Genomic DNA, 14402 nt, shown 5'->3' on the forward strand with positions numbered 1-14402 from the left:
AAAACCGCTGGGGCTTTACGGAAACGTTACGACTACTTGGATCGGCTACTGGTCCGCGGCGCAGTAGGTGAGCTTCACCTCGGGGTAGCTGTACCTCTGCTCGTCGGCCGCGCACACCGGTCCCGGTCCGTCCCGGCCGATCTTCGTGACCTTGAACGAGTCCGCTCCGCACTCCACCGGCGTGAGCTCCATGCGGGAGGGCGCGGCCGGATAACAGGCGCCTTCCTCCCACAGGGGAACGAGGCAGATCCTGACCGCCGGGTCCTGCGCCCGCCTGGTGATCATGTCCGTGTAGGCGTTCGCACAGCTCTTCGACTTGGCGACGGACTCGGTGACCACGTAGTTCGCGCTCGACGACGTGCAGCTCACGGTGTCGAGGTCCGGTTCGTTCGAGTAGCCGGTGACGTTCGCGCACTCACCGGTCCTCGGCGCCGTGATCGGGGCGAGGAACTCCGTCATGCCGTAGATGGCGACCGCCGCGGCGACCAGGGTGAGGCCGTAGGTCAGCACTCGCGTCCCGAGGCTCTTCCTGGGCGCGGGCGGCTCGTCGATCATCACGCCGCGCAGCGTTCCACGTGGACGGTGGGACGTGGTGCGGTTTGCGGGAAGATCTACTGCTGCTGGTCGCCGCGCTCCAGGCAGAAGGTGATGGCCGGCTCCGGGAAGACCGCCGCGCGCGAGTCCCCGCAGGCCGCGCGGTCGGCCTTGCCGCTGACCACCCTGGCGACCTTCACCGAGTCCTTGGTCGCGCAGTCGACCTTCGCGATGCCGGTGTCGGAGTTCTGGCCGTAGCAGGCGCCCTCGACGAAGTTCGGCATGAGGCACAGCGTGGAGTCGCCCGTGTACGTCGAGTAGTCCATGCCGCCGGACGGGCAGGTCTTCTCGTTCCAGTCGAGGACCTTGGCGATCTTGACGTTCGCCTGCTCCGAACCGCAGTCGAACGCCTGGTACTTCGGGTTGTCGAGCGCGCCGGAGATCCGCGCGCAGTCGCCGGGCTGGGCCGCCTTGGCCACGTCGCCGAGCTGGTTCAGGACGAACCCGCCGAGCAGGACGAGCGCGATGACAACGGCGATACCCAGGCCGACCTTCTTCATGGCCTGGGTATCGGCGTCAGACGGGGGTCGACCTAACCGAGTTCACCCGATCAGGATCCTTCGTGGACACCCATGCAGTAGACGGAGGCCGGTTCGGTGAACCGCAGCTCGCTCGAACCCTCCGGGCAGACCGAGCCCTCCTCGGGCAGGCCGTCGACCTTCTTCACGATCTTCACGGGCGAGTCCGTGGTGCAGGCTTCCTTCTTGAAGGCACCGTCGTCGCTCGACGTGTAGCAGTTGCCCTCGGCGAGGTTCGGCATCAGGCACATCGACTTGCCGTCGGACTGCATCTGCTCGTAGATGCCCTCGGCCGGGCACTGGTCCTCGGCGTTCTTCAGCATCGAGGCGACCCGGTGGGTGGCGTCCGCGTCGCCACAGCTCTTCGACGAGATGTTCCAGTCGCCGTCCGGCTTGTCCACGTCCTTGGGCGAGGCGCTCACGCAGTCACCGACACCGGTGCTGTTGAGCGAGGTCAGCGCCCACACACCGCCGCCGACCAGCACGATCGCCAGCACGCCGACGATGACGAACTTCAGCCAGTTGTTGTTCTTGGGCGACTCGTCGGTCTCGGACTCCTCCGGAACCGGGGTCACCACGGCCGGCGGCTCGACGGGATCAGTCGACTCGGTGCTCATGCGCGAGAACGTACGACACCGGGTGTTGGCTGCGTGTGTCGCCTCACACTTGTTGTCGCCAGTTGACGCTGGTCGAACGCATTTGGCGTCGTCAGGGAGACTTGTCGGCGTGACCGATGGCCCTTTGATCGTCCAGTCGGACAAAACGCTGCTGCTCGAGGTCGACCACCCGCTCGCGAACGACGCGCGCACGTCCATCGCGCCGTTCGCCGAGCTGGAGCGGGCTCCGGAGCACGTGCACACGTACCGCGTGACGCCGCTGGCGTTGTGGAACGCACGGGCGGCAGGGCACGACGCCGAGCAGGTGGTGGACGCGCTGGTGCGGTTCAGCCGCTATCCGGTGCCGCAGCCGCTGCTGGTGGACGTGGTCGACACGATGAGCCGCTTCGGGCGGCTGGTGCTCGCCAACAGCCCCGTGCACGGGCTGGTGCTGCACTCCAACGACCGCGCGGTGCTCGAAGAGGTGCTGCGCAGCAAGAAGATCGCGCCGATGTTCGGTGCCCGCATCGACGACGACACCGTCGTCGTGCACCCGAGCGAGCGCGGGCGCCTCAAGCAGCTGCTGCTCAAGGTCGGCTGGCCGGCCGAGGACCACGCCGGGTACGTCGACGGCGAGGCGCACGCGATCGAGCTGGTGGAGGACGACTGGAAGCTGCGCGACTACCAGCGACTGGCCGCGCAGGCGTTCTGGGCGGGTGGCTCCGGCGTCGTCGTGCTGCCGTGCGGCGCGGGCAAGACCCTGGTCGGCGCGGCGGCGATGGCCGAGGCCCAGGCGACCACGTTGATCCTGGTCACGAACACCGTGGCGGGACGGCAGTGGAAGCGGGAGCTGATCGCGCGCACCTCGCTGACCGAGGAGGAGATCGGCGAGTACTCCGGTGAGCGCAAGGAGATCCGGCCGGTCACGATCGCGACCTACCAGGTCATCACCCGCAAGTCGAAGGGCGAGTACAAGCACCTGGAGCTGTTCGACTCGCGCGACTGGGGCCTGATCGTCTACGACGAGGTCCACCTGCTGCCCGCGCCGGTCTTCCGGATGACCGCGGACCTGCAAAGTCGTAGGCGCCTGGGCCTGACCGCGACCCTGGTCCGCGAGGACGGCCAAGAGGGCGACGTCTTCTCGTTGATCGGGCCGAAGCGGTACGACGTGCCGTGGCGCGACATCGAGGCGCAGGGCTGGATCGCGCCCGCGGAGTGCACCGAGGTCCGGGTGACGCTGACGGACAACGAGCGGCTGCAGTACGCGACGGCGGAGCCCGAGGAGCGCTACAAGCTCTGTTCGACGGCCCGGACGAAGATCCCGGTGGTCAAACGGGTGCTGGAGCGGCATCCCGGCGAGCCGACCCTGGTGATCGGTGCTTATCTGGACCAGCTGGACGAGCTGGGCGAGGAGCTGGGGGCGCCGGTGATCAAGGGATCGACGAAGAACAAGGAACGCGAGCAGCTGTTCGACCAGTTCCGTCGCGGCGAGGTCCAGACGCTGGTGGTGTCGAAGGTCGCGAACTTCTCCATCGACCTGCCGGAGGCGTCCGTCGCCATCCAGGTGTCCGGCACGTTCGGGTCGCGGCAGGAGGAGGCCCAGCGCCTCGGCCGGATCCTGCGGCCCAAGGGCGACGGGCGGCAGGCGCACTTCTACTCGGTCGTCTCGCGCGACACGCTCGACACCGACTACGCGGCGCACCGGCAGCGGTTCCTGGCGGAACAGGGGTACGCGTACAAGATCGTCGACGCGGACGACCTGGTCGGATGACGTTCTGGTGGATGTGGGACCCGGCTGGAACCGCGCCTCGGAGGCGGTTCCGGTCGGAGGAGTCGCTCGCGAAGTCGGCGCCGGACACGCAGGCCGTCCGGTCCGGCGACTTCACCTGCCCTGAGCAACGGCGCCGTGCCACGGCCGTGCGTTCCGACTTCCTCCGGGTGACCGGCGATCCGGTGCAGGTCGCGCTGGTCGAGCAACGGCTGTGGACGCTGCTCGTGGCGTTGCGCCGGGCTCAGCCTCTTCGTGACGCGCTGGCGACCGCCGTGCCCAGGGCTGGGCGGGCGGCGCTGGTCGCGGAGCCGTCGCGCGAACTGGCCGAGTTCGATCGGCGCTTCGACCAGTTCGCGGACGCGTTGCGGGTGCTGGTCACCGACCCGACGCCGGAGCAGCTGCGCCACACCGCCGCTTTGGACTAGGCGTTTGCCAGCAGGGCCGGGACGTCGGCGACGCTGTTGAGCAGGTGCGTGTGCCGGACGGTGCCGAGTTCCTCTGCCGTCTGGCTGCCGCTGAGCACACCGACGACGAAGCCCGCGCCGGCGTTCATGCCCGCCTGCAGGTCCCTCGTGGTGTCTCCGGCCGCCAGTACGCGCCGGACGTCCCGGACACCGGTCAGCTCCATCGCTTTGAAGATCATGTACGGCGCGGGGCGGCCCGCGGACACGTCGTCCACGCACACCACCGCGTCCAGCACGCCCTCGCGCCAGCCCAGGACGTCGAGCAGGCCGTCCACGATCGGCCGGTCGAAGCCGGTGGTCAGCGCTACCTTCACACCTTGGGATCGCAGCTGCGCCAACGCTTCCGGGACGCCCGGGATCGGCGTCGGCGGCGTTTCCGCGTAGTACTTCGCGAGCCGCTCGTGGAAGTCGGCGAACTCGACGTCCACTTCGGAGCGTCCGAGCATCGACGAGATCGCCTCGTACTTGTCGGCGCCCATCCACCTGCCGACGTCGTCCGCGCTGCCACCGGCCGCGATCACGGTGTCCGCCAAGGCTTTGTAGACGAGTCCGTGCTCCTCCACGGTGGTGCCGGCCATGTCCAGCACGACCAGGTCGACGGGGTTCACGAAGCCCTCCAGTCCCGCAGCAGCGCCGGGTGCGCCTGCTGGGAGTTCTCGATCGAAAAGCTGACCATGTCGGGGCGGTAGCGGTCGTCGGAGTACTCGACCGGCCGTCCGTCCATTCCGGACGCTCGCCGCCGTTCCCGCAGAAGTGGTGCGTGCAGCGCGACTTCCAGCAGTTCGCTGTCGGTCTCGTCGGCCGCGACGGCGTCGATCTGGTGCCGTGCGACGGTCATGTCGACGCCGTGCGCCCCCAGGTGCGCGTAGAGCGACCCGCTGTCGCAGTCGAAGTCGAACAGCAGTCGCCCCACCGGTTCCACGAACGTCGTGCGCTCCAGCATCGTCGGACGGCCGTCGATCAGCCGTTGCCTGAGCAGCTGCACGACCGGCGTGCCCTCGTCGAGCTGGAGGGCGTCCGCGATGTCGGCGTCGGCCGGTCGGCGCGCGATCTCCAGAGTCCGTTGTCCCGGAACGTGTCCGAGGCCCGCGGCCCAGCTGGAGAACGACAGGAACGTCTCGAACGGCTGCGACAGCGTGTGCCTGCGCACCACCGCGGGCTTGCCGCGGCCGCCGCCGATCATGCCCTCGGCCCTGAGCGACGTGAGTGCCTGGCGGACCGGCGCACGCGAGGCGTTCCACTGCGCGCACAGCTGCGATTCGGACGGCACGGGGTCGCCGACGGCGAGTTCACCCGAGCCGATGCGGCGGCGCAGGTCGGCCGCGATGCGCTCGTGCAGTGGCGTCTCCATGCGTCGAACGATACATGTCATAACAAGTCTGAACTCCAAGTGAACACATCAGCATGGCCATTGATTCTGGTTGTGGAGCCACTCATCGTTCTTGTCATGACAAGTGTGGACCTGGTGGTCGTCGGCGCGGGCGTCGTCGGGCTCGCGCACGCCTGGCACGCGGTGCGGCGGGGTCTCTCCGTCGCCGTGGTCGAGCGGGACGAGCACGCGGCCGGGGCTTCCGTGCGCAACTTCGGGCACGGCTGCTTCACCGCCCAGGACGGGGTGGCGTTCGAGTACGCGATGGCCGCGCGCGAGCAGTGGCTGACTCTCGCCCGCGAGGCCGGTTTCTGGCTTCGCGAGTCCGGCACGCTCGTCATGGCACGGCACGACGACGAACGCGCTGTTCTCGAAGAATTCGCCTCGGTCCGTGACATCACGCTCACCGACGAAGGCGCGTTCCTCCCCCTCGACATCCGCGTCGACCCGCGCGAAGCCGTCCACGCGATCGCCGCGCTGATGGCCTCGCGCGGTGTCACGTTCCACTGGTCGACCAACGTGCTCACCGTCGAGCCGGGCCTGGTCCGCACCTCTCGCGGCGAGCTCCGCTGCCACGCGGCGGTCGTCGCGGTCGGCCACGACGTCGACAGGTTCTTCCCCGATCTCGCCGAGGAACGCGGAATCCAGCGCTGCCAGCTGCGCATGCTGCGCGTCGCGCACGGCGGCGTGATCGACCCGGCCGTGCTGACCGGGTTCTCGATGCTGCGCTACGAGGCGTTCGCGCGGTGCCCGAGCACCGAGAAGGTCCGCGAGCGCCTCACGAACGACCACCCCGAGCTGGTCGAGGCGGGGCTGAACCTGATGTTCACCCAGCTCCCCGACGGCTCGCTCACGATCGGCGACACCCACCACTACAGCCGCACGGTCGACCCGTACCGGCCGGAGGACCTGGACGACCTGGTCCTCACCGAGACGGCCCGGCTGCTCGGCGTTCCCAGCCTTCGCGTGCTCGAACGCTGGCGAGGGATCTACGCGTCGGCCCCAGAACCCTTCCTGACCGCGACGCCCGTCCCCCTCACCAGGGCCGTCTCGGTCACCTCCGGCATCGGCATGACCACCGCGCTCGGCCTCGCCCCGGCCGTGCTCGACGACCTCCTCCAGGAGATGTGAGATGAGAGCCTTCAGCGTCGTCCTCGCCGCGACACTGCTGCTGACAACAGCCTGCGGCACCACGAATTCCGCTGCCAACAGCGGTGACTGCCCGAACGGCAAGGTGCGCTTCGGCGTCGAGCCGTACGAGGACCCGGAGAAGCTCAAGCCCGCGTACGAGGTGCTCGCGAAGGCGCTGACCTCCAAGCTCGGTTGCGAGGTCGAACTACAGGTCGTCGACGACTACGCCGCCGAGGTGCTGGCGATGCGCAACGACAAGCTGGAGATCGCCCAGTTCGGCCCGCTCGGCTACGTCTTCGCCTCGCAGAAGGCCGGCGCGGAGCCGATGGTCTCGTTCGCGGACGGCTCCGGGAAGCTCACCAGCTACACCGCCGGGATCTGGGTCCCGAAGGACTCGCCCGCGCGGAAGATCGAGGACCTGGCAGGGCAGTCGCTCGCGCTGAGCAGCGTCGGGTCGGCGTCCGGTGACGCGCTTCCCCGCTACGGCCTCAAGAAGCACGACGTCGGCGACGTGAAGCTCGACTACGCGGGTGGTCATCCCGAGGCGATGCTGTCGCTGATCAACGGCAAGGTCGCCGCTGCCGAGATCAACAGCCAGACGCTCGCCACGGCGCGGTCCGCCGGCACGTTCGACGAGTCGAGGTTCCGGCAGATCTGGAAGTCCGAGCCGATCCCGAACGACCCGATCACCGTGCGCGGCGACCTCGACCCGGCGTTCAAGGACAAGGTGCGCAAGGCGTTGCTGGAACTGGAGACCGCCGACGTCGAGAAGGTCGGCGCGTTCCTCGACGTCACCCCGCCAGGACCGCTCGTCCAGGTCGACAACGACACGTACAAGGTGCTCTTCGACCTCGCGGCCACGCTGGGGCTCAAGGAAGAGGACGTCTGATGCTCGCCATCCGCGGCCTGCGCAAGTCGTTCGGCGGACGGGTCGTGCTGGACGGGTTCGACCTCTCCGTCGAACCCGGCGAGTTCGTGGCGCTGCTCGGGCCGAACGGCTCGGGCAAGTCCACGGCGCTGCGGTGCGTGGTCGGGCTGGAGACCCCGGACGGCGGGTCGATCGACGTCGGCGGGAACGCCGCGATGGTGTTCCAGAAGATCCACCTCGTCGGTCGCCGCAACGCTTTGGACAACGTCTGCTCCGGCGCTCTCGGGCGGCTTCCGTCGCGCCGCTCGTTGTTCTTCCCCGCCGACGTCCGGGAAGAAGCCATGCGGTGCTTGGACAGGGTCGGGCTCGCCGACCGCGCGCTGGACCGGTGCGCACGGCTTTCCGGTGGGCAGCAACAACGTGTGGCGATCGCGCGGGCGTTGTGCCAGCGCGCCAACGTGATCCTCGCCGACGAACCCGTGTCGGCGCTCGACCCGCAGGCCGCCGTGCAGGTGATGGAACTGCTGGTGGACCTCGCTGCCGAAGGTCTGGCGGTGGTCGCCGTGCTGCACCAGCCCGAGCTCGCCAGGACGTACGCGCACCGGATCGTGGACATGCAGGCGGTGGCGGCATGACGATCGCAGTCCCCAAGCGCCGCCGGCCCTCTGCCACGGTGTGGGTCGTTGTGGCGGTCGCGGTCGTCGTGCACGTACTTGCCTGGCAGGCCACGGAGTTCTCCCCCGCCGCGCTGATCGCCGGCTGGGACGGCATGGCGGACTTCCTCGCCGAGTCGTTGCCGCCGGACTTCTCGGTGCTAGGGAAGTCCCTGGAAGCAACGGTGATCACGCTCTACATAGGACTGCTCGGCACCACGTTCTCGATCCCGTTCGCGCTGGCCCTGGCACTTCTGGCTTCTCGCGCTACGACTTCGGCGGCGTGGGCACAGCAGGCGGCACGTGCGGTGCTGTCGTTCCTGCGCTCGGTGCCGGACGTCGTGTTCGCGCTGATCTTCGTGACGGCGGTCGGGCTCGGGCCGTTCGCGGGCGTGCTGGCGCTGGTGTTCCACAACACCGGCGTGATGGGCAAGCTCTGGGCGGAGGCGATGGACGAGAGCGACCGCGGGCCGCGCGACGCGTTGAAGGTGACCGGCGCGTCCGGTCCCCAGATCGCGCTGCACGCGGTGCTCCCGACCGTGATGCCTTCGCTGGCGGGACTTCTGCTCTACCGGCTGGACGTGAACGTGCGGTCGTCGCTCGTGCTCGGCCTGGTCGGCGCGGGCGGGATCGGCTTCCTGATCAACCAGTCGATCAAGCTGTTCCGGTTCGACGAGATGGTCACGCACATCCTCGTGGTGCTGCTTCTGGTTGTTGTGGTCGACCAGGCTTCTGGTCTCGTGCGCAAGCGGCTAGGTGCTTGACCTGCTGGCCGTAGCGGGCGCCCTGGCGCACCGTCACCGAGCCGTCCGCTGCGACCTCGCAGGGGTTGTTGGCCGTGCACTGCTCACCGCTGTCGTTGCCGGTGCTGTGCACGCCGACCACCGTGACGCCGTCCTCGAGCACGATCGGTGAGCCCGAACCGCCGTGCGACGGCGTGCACTCCGGGTTGTAGCGGTAGGCGTTGTCCTGCGTGTAGCCCTCTTCACGCAGATGCGGGACCACGGCTTCGATCGTGCAGCTGAAGCGCTTGCCGTTGCCCGACGAGATGACGTCGACGCGTTCTCCCGGCCTCGCGGACCTGTCGGAGAGCTGGAAGATCTTCACGCCCTTGGCTTTGAGCTGCGCGTACGTCTGGTCGAGCTGGAAGAGCGCGGTGTCGGTGCCGGTCATCGTCGCCGAGACGAGACGGGTCGTCTCGGCTTTGGCCTGCTGGTAGCCCTGGCGGTCGCCGATGGTCACCGGGAGCTTGAGCGCGACGTCCTTCAGGGTCTCACCGGGCGCGGGACGGTCCGGCAGGCAGTGGCCGTTGGTGAGCAGAAGTGCCTGGTCACCGGGCTTGCTGTGGTCGGTCCTGACCACGGACGCCGAGCAGACTCCTCCCAGCGACGCGGCGCCTTCGAGGTTCGACACCGGGGTGTCCGGCGGGGTGATCCTGCCGGTGACGACGTCGTTGATCCAGCTGGTGAAGTGGTGGATGTCGGTGTACATGACCGGGCGGTCGTCGCCGCCGGAGCCGCTCACGACGCCGGCGATGACCCAGCGGTCGCCGTCGCGGATCAGCGCCGGGCCGCCGGAGTCCATGTTCGTGGCGGCGACGCTGCCGTCCAGTGCCCCGACGCACAACTCGCGTTCAGCGTGAATGCCGTCGCAGGCAGCGGTCGGCTGGATCACGGTGTCCGCCTCGCGCAGCTTCTGCGGGTAGCACTCGGGCGCGCGCCGGTCGCACGTCATGCCCCAGCCGAGGATCCGCGCCGTCGTGCCTTCCGCGGGCCGTGCGGCCGGCAACGCGACTGGCTTCGTCTTCGCGGGCTTCTTCAGCTTCAGCAGGCCGATGTCGCCGTCGTGGACGGGGAACTCCGACTGCGTGATGAACCGCTCGACCGCGATCACCTCGCCGCCGCTGCCCGCGTCCGTCGTGCCGAGCCGGACCGTCCAGTCCCGCGGCCTGCCGACGATGGCGCCGCTGGGGTTGTTCTTGGTGCAGTGGCCCGCCGTGACGGCCCACTGCGGCGCGACGAGCGTGACGCCGCAGGTGTGGCCGTCGGCGCGCGGTGAGTCGGGCCGTTGCAGGGAGCCCGAGAACGGATAGGGCCGCGGGGCTTCGACCCCACCTCTGATCGCCAGCGCCGGAGTGACGGTGGTGATCATCGCGAGAGCGGCGAAGGTCATCGCCGGTAGCACTTTTCGCATGTCACAGAGGCTGTCGAACCCGTGTCCGCGCACGGTGATAGCTGCGCAACAACTGCGCACGGGCGGTCGTTACGCAACGATGACGTCGCAAGAACGTCCCCATGAGACCCATCGGGAAAGCTGGAGGACATGCCGCGCGTACTGCTGATCGAGGACGACGAGGCGGTCCGCGAAGGACTGTCGCTCGCCCTGACCTACCAGGGACACACCGTGGACGCGGTGCGCACGGGCGAGGAGGGCCTCGACCTGCTGGGCAGCGTCACGCCCGACGTGGTCGTGCTGGACCTGATGCTGCCGGGGGTCGACGGGTTCGAGGTGTGCCGTCGCATCCGTGCCTCCGGCGACCTCCCGATCATCATGCTGACCGCGCGCAACGACGACATAGACGTCGTCGCGGGCCTGGAGGCCGGTGCCGACGACTACGTGGCCAAACCGGCCCAGGCTCGCGTGCTGGAGGCCCGCATCCGCGCCGTGCTGCGCCGGTCGACGGCTTCGGTCGCCGAGGTCGTGGCCGAGCGCTACGGCGACCTGACGATCGACCGAGAAGGCCTCGTGGTCACCCGGTTCGGCAAGCCGGTGTCGCTGGCACCCACCGAGCTGCGGTTGCTGCTCGAACTCTCCTCGTCGCCGGGCCGCGTGATGTCTCGGCAGCAGCTGCTGGGTTCCGTGTGGGACCAGGGCTACCTCGGCGACTCGCGGCTGGTCGACGCGTGCGTGCAGCGGCTGCGTTCGAAGATCGAGGACGACCCGGCCGCACCCGTGTACGTCCAGACCGTGCGCGGATTCGGCTACCGCTTCGGACCGCTGTGACGCTCCGCCTGCGACTGCTGCTCGCGTTCGCCCTGCTGACCATCGTGACCGCCGCGGCCGTCGCCGGCGCCGGTTACGTGCGGGCGCGCGACGCCATCGTGCAGCGCGCCCAGGACAACGCCGTCATCGAGACCACGAACCGCGTCGAGCAGCTCTACCCGCTGCCGTCGCGACCACCGGACGCCGCCATCCTGGAGCGCGTCGCCGCGCGCGTCTCCGGACGCGAAGGCCAGGCAGTGGCCTACGGCAACGGGGTTTCCGCGGGCGGCATGAACCCGTCGGTGATCACCGCCGAGCTGCGTTCGCTCGTGTCGTCCGGACGCGTCGGCTGGCAACGCGTCTCGTACCAGGACGGCGTGTGGCTCGTCGTCGGCATGCAACTGCGGGTGTCGTCCGGTGCCCCGTCGGGCATCGAGGTGTACGTGCTGCGGCCGTTCACGTCGGAGATCGCGTTCGTCGATGAACTGGCGCGCAACGCGTGGCTGATCGGCGGCGCCGTGCTGATTCTGGCTCTGGGCCTGGGTTTCCTGGCGGCCCGCGGCGTGCTGCGCCCCGTCCGCGAACTGCAGCTGGCGGCCTGGCAACTCGGGCAGGGAGACCTGTCCGCTCGGGTGCCGGTGCGCGGGCGTGACGAGTTGGCGTCCGTCGCGTCGACGTTCAACAGCACGGCCTCCTCGCTGGAACATCACGTCGGTGAGCTGCGACGGATGGAGGCGGACGCACGGCGGTTCGTGGCGGACGTGTCGCACGAGCTGCGCACTCCGCTGGCCGCGATGACGGCCGTGACCGATGTGCTGGACGCTGAGACCGCCGCCTTGCCCGGTGTCGCGGGCCAGGCGGCGAGGCTGGTGAACCGGGAGACGCTGAACCTGACCCGGCTGGTGAACGACCTGATCGAGGTGACCCGGTTCGACTCGGGCACCGCTGCTTTGGCGCTGGACGACGTGGACGTGGCCGAGGTGGTGCGGACCTGCCTGCGGATGCGCGGCTTCGAGATCTCCGCGACCTTGCCGGACGGGGTGCGGGCGCGGCTGGATCCGCGGCGGCTGGACGTGATCGTGGCGAACCTGGTCGGCAACGCGCTGCGGCACGGCGCCGCTCCGGTGTCTCTCGTGCTGTCGGTGTCGGGGTCCTCGCTGGTGATCGAGGTCGCCGACTCCGGGCACGGCCTACCGGCGGAGGTCCTGCCGCACGTGTTCGCGCGGTTCTACAAGGCCGACTCGTCCCGTGGCCGGTCGGAGGGGTCCGGGCTGGGGCTGGCGATCGCGTGGGAGAACGCGCGGCTGCACGGGGGCACGCTGGTGGCGGCGAACCGGCCGGGTGGCGGGGCGTTGTTCACGCTTCGACTGCCGCTGGGTGGTGAGTCGTGAGGCCGAAAACTGTCGGTGCCGCCTGGGAGAATGGAAACAGGGGGACCCCCGGGAGGGGACCCCTGCGCGAGCATGGGCCCGCGGCAGGGCGGCCTCCGCGCGAGCTCAGGACGGCGGCTGGGAGACCCTTGCGCGAGCTGGGGCTGGCGGTGCTCGTGCTCGCCGTGCTCACCGCGTGCGGCATCCGCCCGACCGACCCGATCCCCGGCCTCGAAGCCCCCAGCGGCCCCGCCGAGAACAGCTCGCCCATGCTCTTCTGGGTCGCCCCCGGCGGCAGGGTGATTCCCGTCGGCAGGCCGGAGGGCAGCCTGAGCGGCTTCGACGTCGTGGCACTGCTCGCGAAGGGCCCGACGAACGACGAGCAGTCCCGCGGCCTCGCCACCGAGGTGCCGTTCGACGCCGCGCCCGCCACCGTCGACCGCGTCGCGAACGGCCTCGACGTCACCATTTCCGGCGACGTCTCGCAGCTCAGTGGCCCCGCTGTGCAGCAGATCGTGTGCACCCTGCTGACCGTTCAGCCCGTTGGCACGGTGAACCTGCGCGGGGGCGGGCATTCGCTGGAGCTCCAGAAGTGCGCTTGAATCGGCGCGTGCACGTCTACTCCATCCCGATGCGCGTCCGGTTCCGCGGCATCACCCGGCGCACCGGCCTGCTGTTCGAAGGATCGGCCGGGTGGGGCGAGTTCTGCCCGTTCGAGGAGTACGACGACGACGAGGCCATGGCGTGGCTGGCGTGCGCCCTGGAGGCCGCGAACGAGGGCTGGCCGGCGCCGGTCCGGGACCGCGTCCCGGTCAACTGCACCGTGCCCGTGGTCAGCCCTGAGCGAGCGCACGAGATCGTGGCTCGGTCGGGCTGTTCGACGGCCAAGGTGAAGGTCGCCGAGTCGACGCTGGCGGACGACTGCGCGCGGCTCGAAGCCGTGCGGGACGCGCTGGGACCACAAGGTTTTGTGCGCATCGACGCGAACATGCTGTGGGACGTCGACACGGCCGTCACCGCGATCAAGGCCATGGACAAGGCCGCCAGCGGACTCCAGTACGTGGAACAGCCGTGCCACACGCTGGATGAGTTGGCGGCGGTGCGGCGCAGGGTCTCCGTGCCGATCGCCGCGGACGAGTCGATCCGCAAGGCCGACGACCCGTTGAAGGTGGCCGTGTCCGGTGCGGCGGACATCGCGGTGATCAAGGTGGCGCCGCTCGGGGGCGTGCGGAAGGCGCTGGAGGTGGCCGAGGCGTGCGGGCTGCCGTGCGTGGTGTCGTCAGCGCTGGAGACGTCCGTCGGGATGGCAGCCGGTGTGGCGCTGGCGGCGGCGCTGCCTGAGCTCGACTACGCGTGCGGGCTGGCTACGTTGTCGCTGCTGGACGGCGACGTCACGAGCGACTCGCTCACCCCGGTCGACGGCTACCTGCCGGTGCTCTCCAAATCACCCGTGCCGGACCGGATCGCGGAGTTCGAGACCGGAGACCAGGCCTGGATCGACCGATACGACAGGGTGCTGAGCACGCTCACTCGGTGAGCAGATCCAGCTGGATCTTCAGGGCAAACGGCTCGACCGCCTCGTGGACACCGGTCTCGGCGGACGCCTCCTGATACCGCCGCTCGGTGAGGCGCAGCGGAGTCAACGAGACCGGTTCGTCGAGGTCGACCAGCCAGTAGAACGGGATACCGGCCTCCGCGTAGTCGAGACGCTTGGCGCGACGATCCGTGTAGTGCGAATCGGACGACAGCACCTCGACAGCGAGGACGACCTCTGCTGCCCTGACAAGGCCACCTGTTCGCCGTCCGCGCTGGAACACGACCAGATCCGGGCGGCGGACGAAACCGGGTTCACCCGGCGGTGCCAGCTCCAGGTCCACGTCGACGGCGTAGGTGACCTGGAGATCCTCCGGCAGTTGACCGGCGAGCTGCATGATCAGGTTGCCGCAGGCGAAGTTGTGATCGGCGAGCGCCTTGGGCGACCGGATCAGCCGCCCTTCGACGAGTTCGGTGTAGCCGGCTTCGACTTCTCCGAGCGCGGCGTACTGAGCGACGGTCAGCAGTTCGGTCACTCGATCACCGTGGCACA

General features: G+C 69.3%; 17 protein-coding genes. 10 read left to right on the forward strand and 7 right to left on the reverse strand.

Annotated elements, in window-relative coordinates; genetic code table 11:
* Positions 1 to 45 precede the first annotated feature (45 nt).
* Genes OG205_RS29795 through OG205_RS29805 form a run of 3 tightly spaced genes read right to left on the reverse strand, consistent with a single transcriptional unit; the run spans position 46 to position 1729 of the window.
* On the reverse strand, positions 46 to 555 hold the full coding sequence (locus OG205_RS29795) for an LppU/SCO3897 family protein (protein ID WP_442916840.1): 510 nt from the start codon (positions 553 to 555) through the stop codon (positions 46 to 48).
* A 56-nt stretch (positions 556 to 611) separates the two neighbouring features.
* Positions 612 to 1094, reverse strand: coding sequence for an LppU/SCO3897 family protein (locus tag OG205_RS29800; RefSeq protein ID WP_330271312.1), 483 nt, complete (start codon positions 1092 to 1094; stop codon positions 612 to 614).
* Between the two features lie 50 nt (positions 1095 to 1144).
* Entirely contained in the window at positions 1145 to 1729 is a 585-nt protein-coding gene (locus OG205_RS29805) for an LppU/SCO3897 family protein (RefSeq protein WP_319975830.1), read from the reverse strand.
* A 109-nt stretch (positions 1730 to 1838) separates the two neighbouring features.
* Here OG205_RS29805 and OG205_RS29810 point away from each other — a divergent pair, with 109 nt between their 5' ends.
* On the forward strand, positions 1839 to 3479 hold the full coding sequence (locus OG205_RS29810) for a DNA repair helicase XPB (protein ID WP_330271313.1): 1641 nt from the start codon (positions 1839 to 1841) through the stop codon (positions 3477 to 3479).
* Positions 3476 to 3904, forward strand: coding sequence for a hypothetical protein (locus OG205_RS29815; RefSeq protein ID WP_330271314.1), 429 nt, complete (start codon positions 3476 to 3478; stop codon positions 3902 to 3904). The genes OG205_RS29810 and OG205_RS29815 overlap by 4 nt, the downstream gene beginning before the upstream one ends.
* On the opposite strand, the gene OG205_RS29820 is transcribed toward OG205_RS29815, so the two are convergent.
* Positions 3901 to 4551, reverse strand: a complete 651-nt coding sequence (locus OG205_RS29820) for a phosphonatase-like hydrolase (protein WP_330271315.1) — start codon at positions 4549 to 4551, stop codon at positions 3901 to 3903. The genes OG205_RS29815 and OG205_RS29820 overlap by 4 nt on opposite strands.
* Positions 4548 to 5294 (reverse strand): GntR family transcriptional regulator, encoded by a 747-nt coding sequence (locus tag OG205_RS29825; RefSeq protein WP_330271316.1) that lies wholly within the window; start codon positions 5292 to 5294, stop codon positions 4548 to 4550. Before OG205_RS29825 ends, OG205_RS29820 begins: the two co-directional genes overlap by 4 nt.
* 96 nt (positions 5295 to 5390) lie before the next feature.
* Between OG205_RS29825 and OG205_RS29830 the strand changes: the two genes are divergently transcribed.
* The 4 genes from OG205_RS29830 to phnE are packed head-to-tail and all read left to right on the forward strand — an operon-like array spanning position 5391 to position 8728.
* Positions 5391 to 6443 (forward strand): FAD-dependent oxidoreductase, encoded by a 1053-nt coding sequence (locus OG205_RS29830; RefSeq protein ID WP_330271317.1) that lies wholly within the window; start codon positions 5391 to 5393, stop codon positions 6441 to 6443.
* Between the two features lies 1 nt (position 6444).
* The gene (locus OG205_RS29835; protein ID WP_330271318.1) at positions 6445 to 7332 is read left to right on the forward strand and encodes a phosphate/phosphite/phosphonate ABC transporter substrate-binding protein; all 888 of its coding nucleotides are present in this window, start codon (positions 6445 to 6447) and stop codon (positions 7330 to 7332) included.
* A complete protein-coding gene (locus OG205_RS29840) occupies positions 7332 to 7946 on the forward strand; it encodes a phosphonate ABC transporter ATP-binding protein (RefSeq protein ID WP_330271319.1) in 615 nt (204 codons plus the stop codon). The genes OG205_RS29835 and OG205_RS29840 overlap by 1 nt, the downstream gene beginning before the upstream one ends.
* Entirely contained in the window at positions 7943 to 8728 is a 786-nt protein-coding gene (gene phnE, locus OG205_RS29845; protein WP_330271320.1) for a phosphonate ABC transporter, permease protein PhnE, read from the forward strand. The genes OG205_RS29840 and phnE overlap by 4 nt, the downstream gene beginning before the upstream one ends.
* Here the strand turns inward: phnE and OG205_RS29850 are convergent.
* On the reverse strand, positions 8646 to 10157 hold the full coding sequence (locus OG205_RS29850) for a trypsin-like serine protease (protein WP_330271321.1): 1512 nt from the start codon (positions 10155 to 10157) through the stop codon (positions 8646 to 8648). The two genes, phnE and OG205_RS29850, sit on opposite strands and share 83 nt — an antisense overlap.
* 129 nt (positions 10158 to 10286) lie before the next feature.
* Between OG205_RS29850 and OG205_RS29855 the strand changes: the two genes are divergently transcribed.
* From OG205_RS29855 to OG205_RS29870, 4 genes are all read left to right on the forward strand, one after another.
* Positions 10287 to 10967 (forward strand): response regulator transcription factor, encoded by a 681-nt coding sequence (locus OG205_RS29855; protein WP_330271322.1) that lies wholly within the window; start codon positions 10287 to 10289, stop codon positions 10965 to 10967.
* Positions 10964 to 12337 carry an ATP-binding protein gene (locus OG205_RS29860; RefSeq protein ID WP_330271323.1) on the forward strand — a complete coding sequence of 458 codons (1374 nt, stop codon included), beginning with the start codon at positions 10964 to 10966 and terminating at the stop codon, positions 12335 to 12337. The genes OG205_RS29855 and OG205_RS29860 overlap by 4 nt, the downstream gene beginning before the upstream one ends.
* 128 nt (positions 12338 to 12465) lie before the next feature.
* Positions 12466 to 12918 (forward strand): hypothetical protein, encoded by a 453-nt coding sequence (locus OG205_RS29865; protein WP_330271324.1) that lies wholly within the window; start codon positions 12466 to 12468, stop codon positions 12916 to 12918.
* A gap of 8 nt (positions 12919 to 12926) precedes the next feature.
* On the forward strand, positions 12927 to 13853 hold the full coding sequence (locus OG205_RS29870; RefSeq protein WP_330271325.1) for an o-succinylbenzoate synthase: 927 nt from the start codon (positions 12927 to 12929) through the stop codon (positions 13851 to 13853).
* Here OG205_RS29870 and OG205_RS29875 read toward each other — a convergent pair.
* Positions 13843 to 14385, reverse strand: a complete 543-nt coding sequence (locus tag OG205_RS29875; RefSeq protein ID WP_330271326.1) for a Uma2 family endonuclease — start codon at positions 14383 to 14385, stop codon at positions 13843 to 13845. The genes OG205_RS29870 and OG205_RS29875 overlap by 11 nt on opposite strands.
* Between the last annotated feature and the right edge of the window lie 17 nt (positions 14386 to 14402).

It is taken from the genome of Lentzea sp. NBC_00516, from assembly GCF_036346835.1.
GTDB lineage: Bacteria > Actinomycetota > Actinomycetes > Mycobacteriales > Pseudonocardiaceae > Lentzea > Lentzea sokolovensis.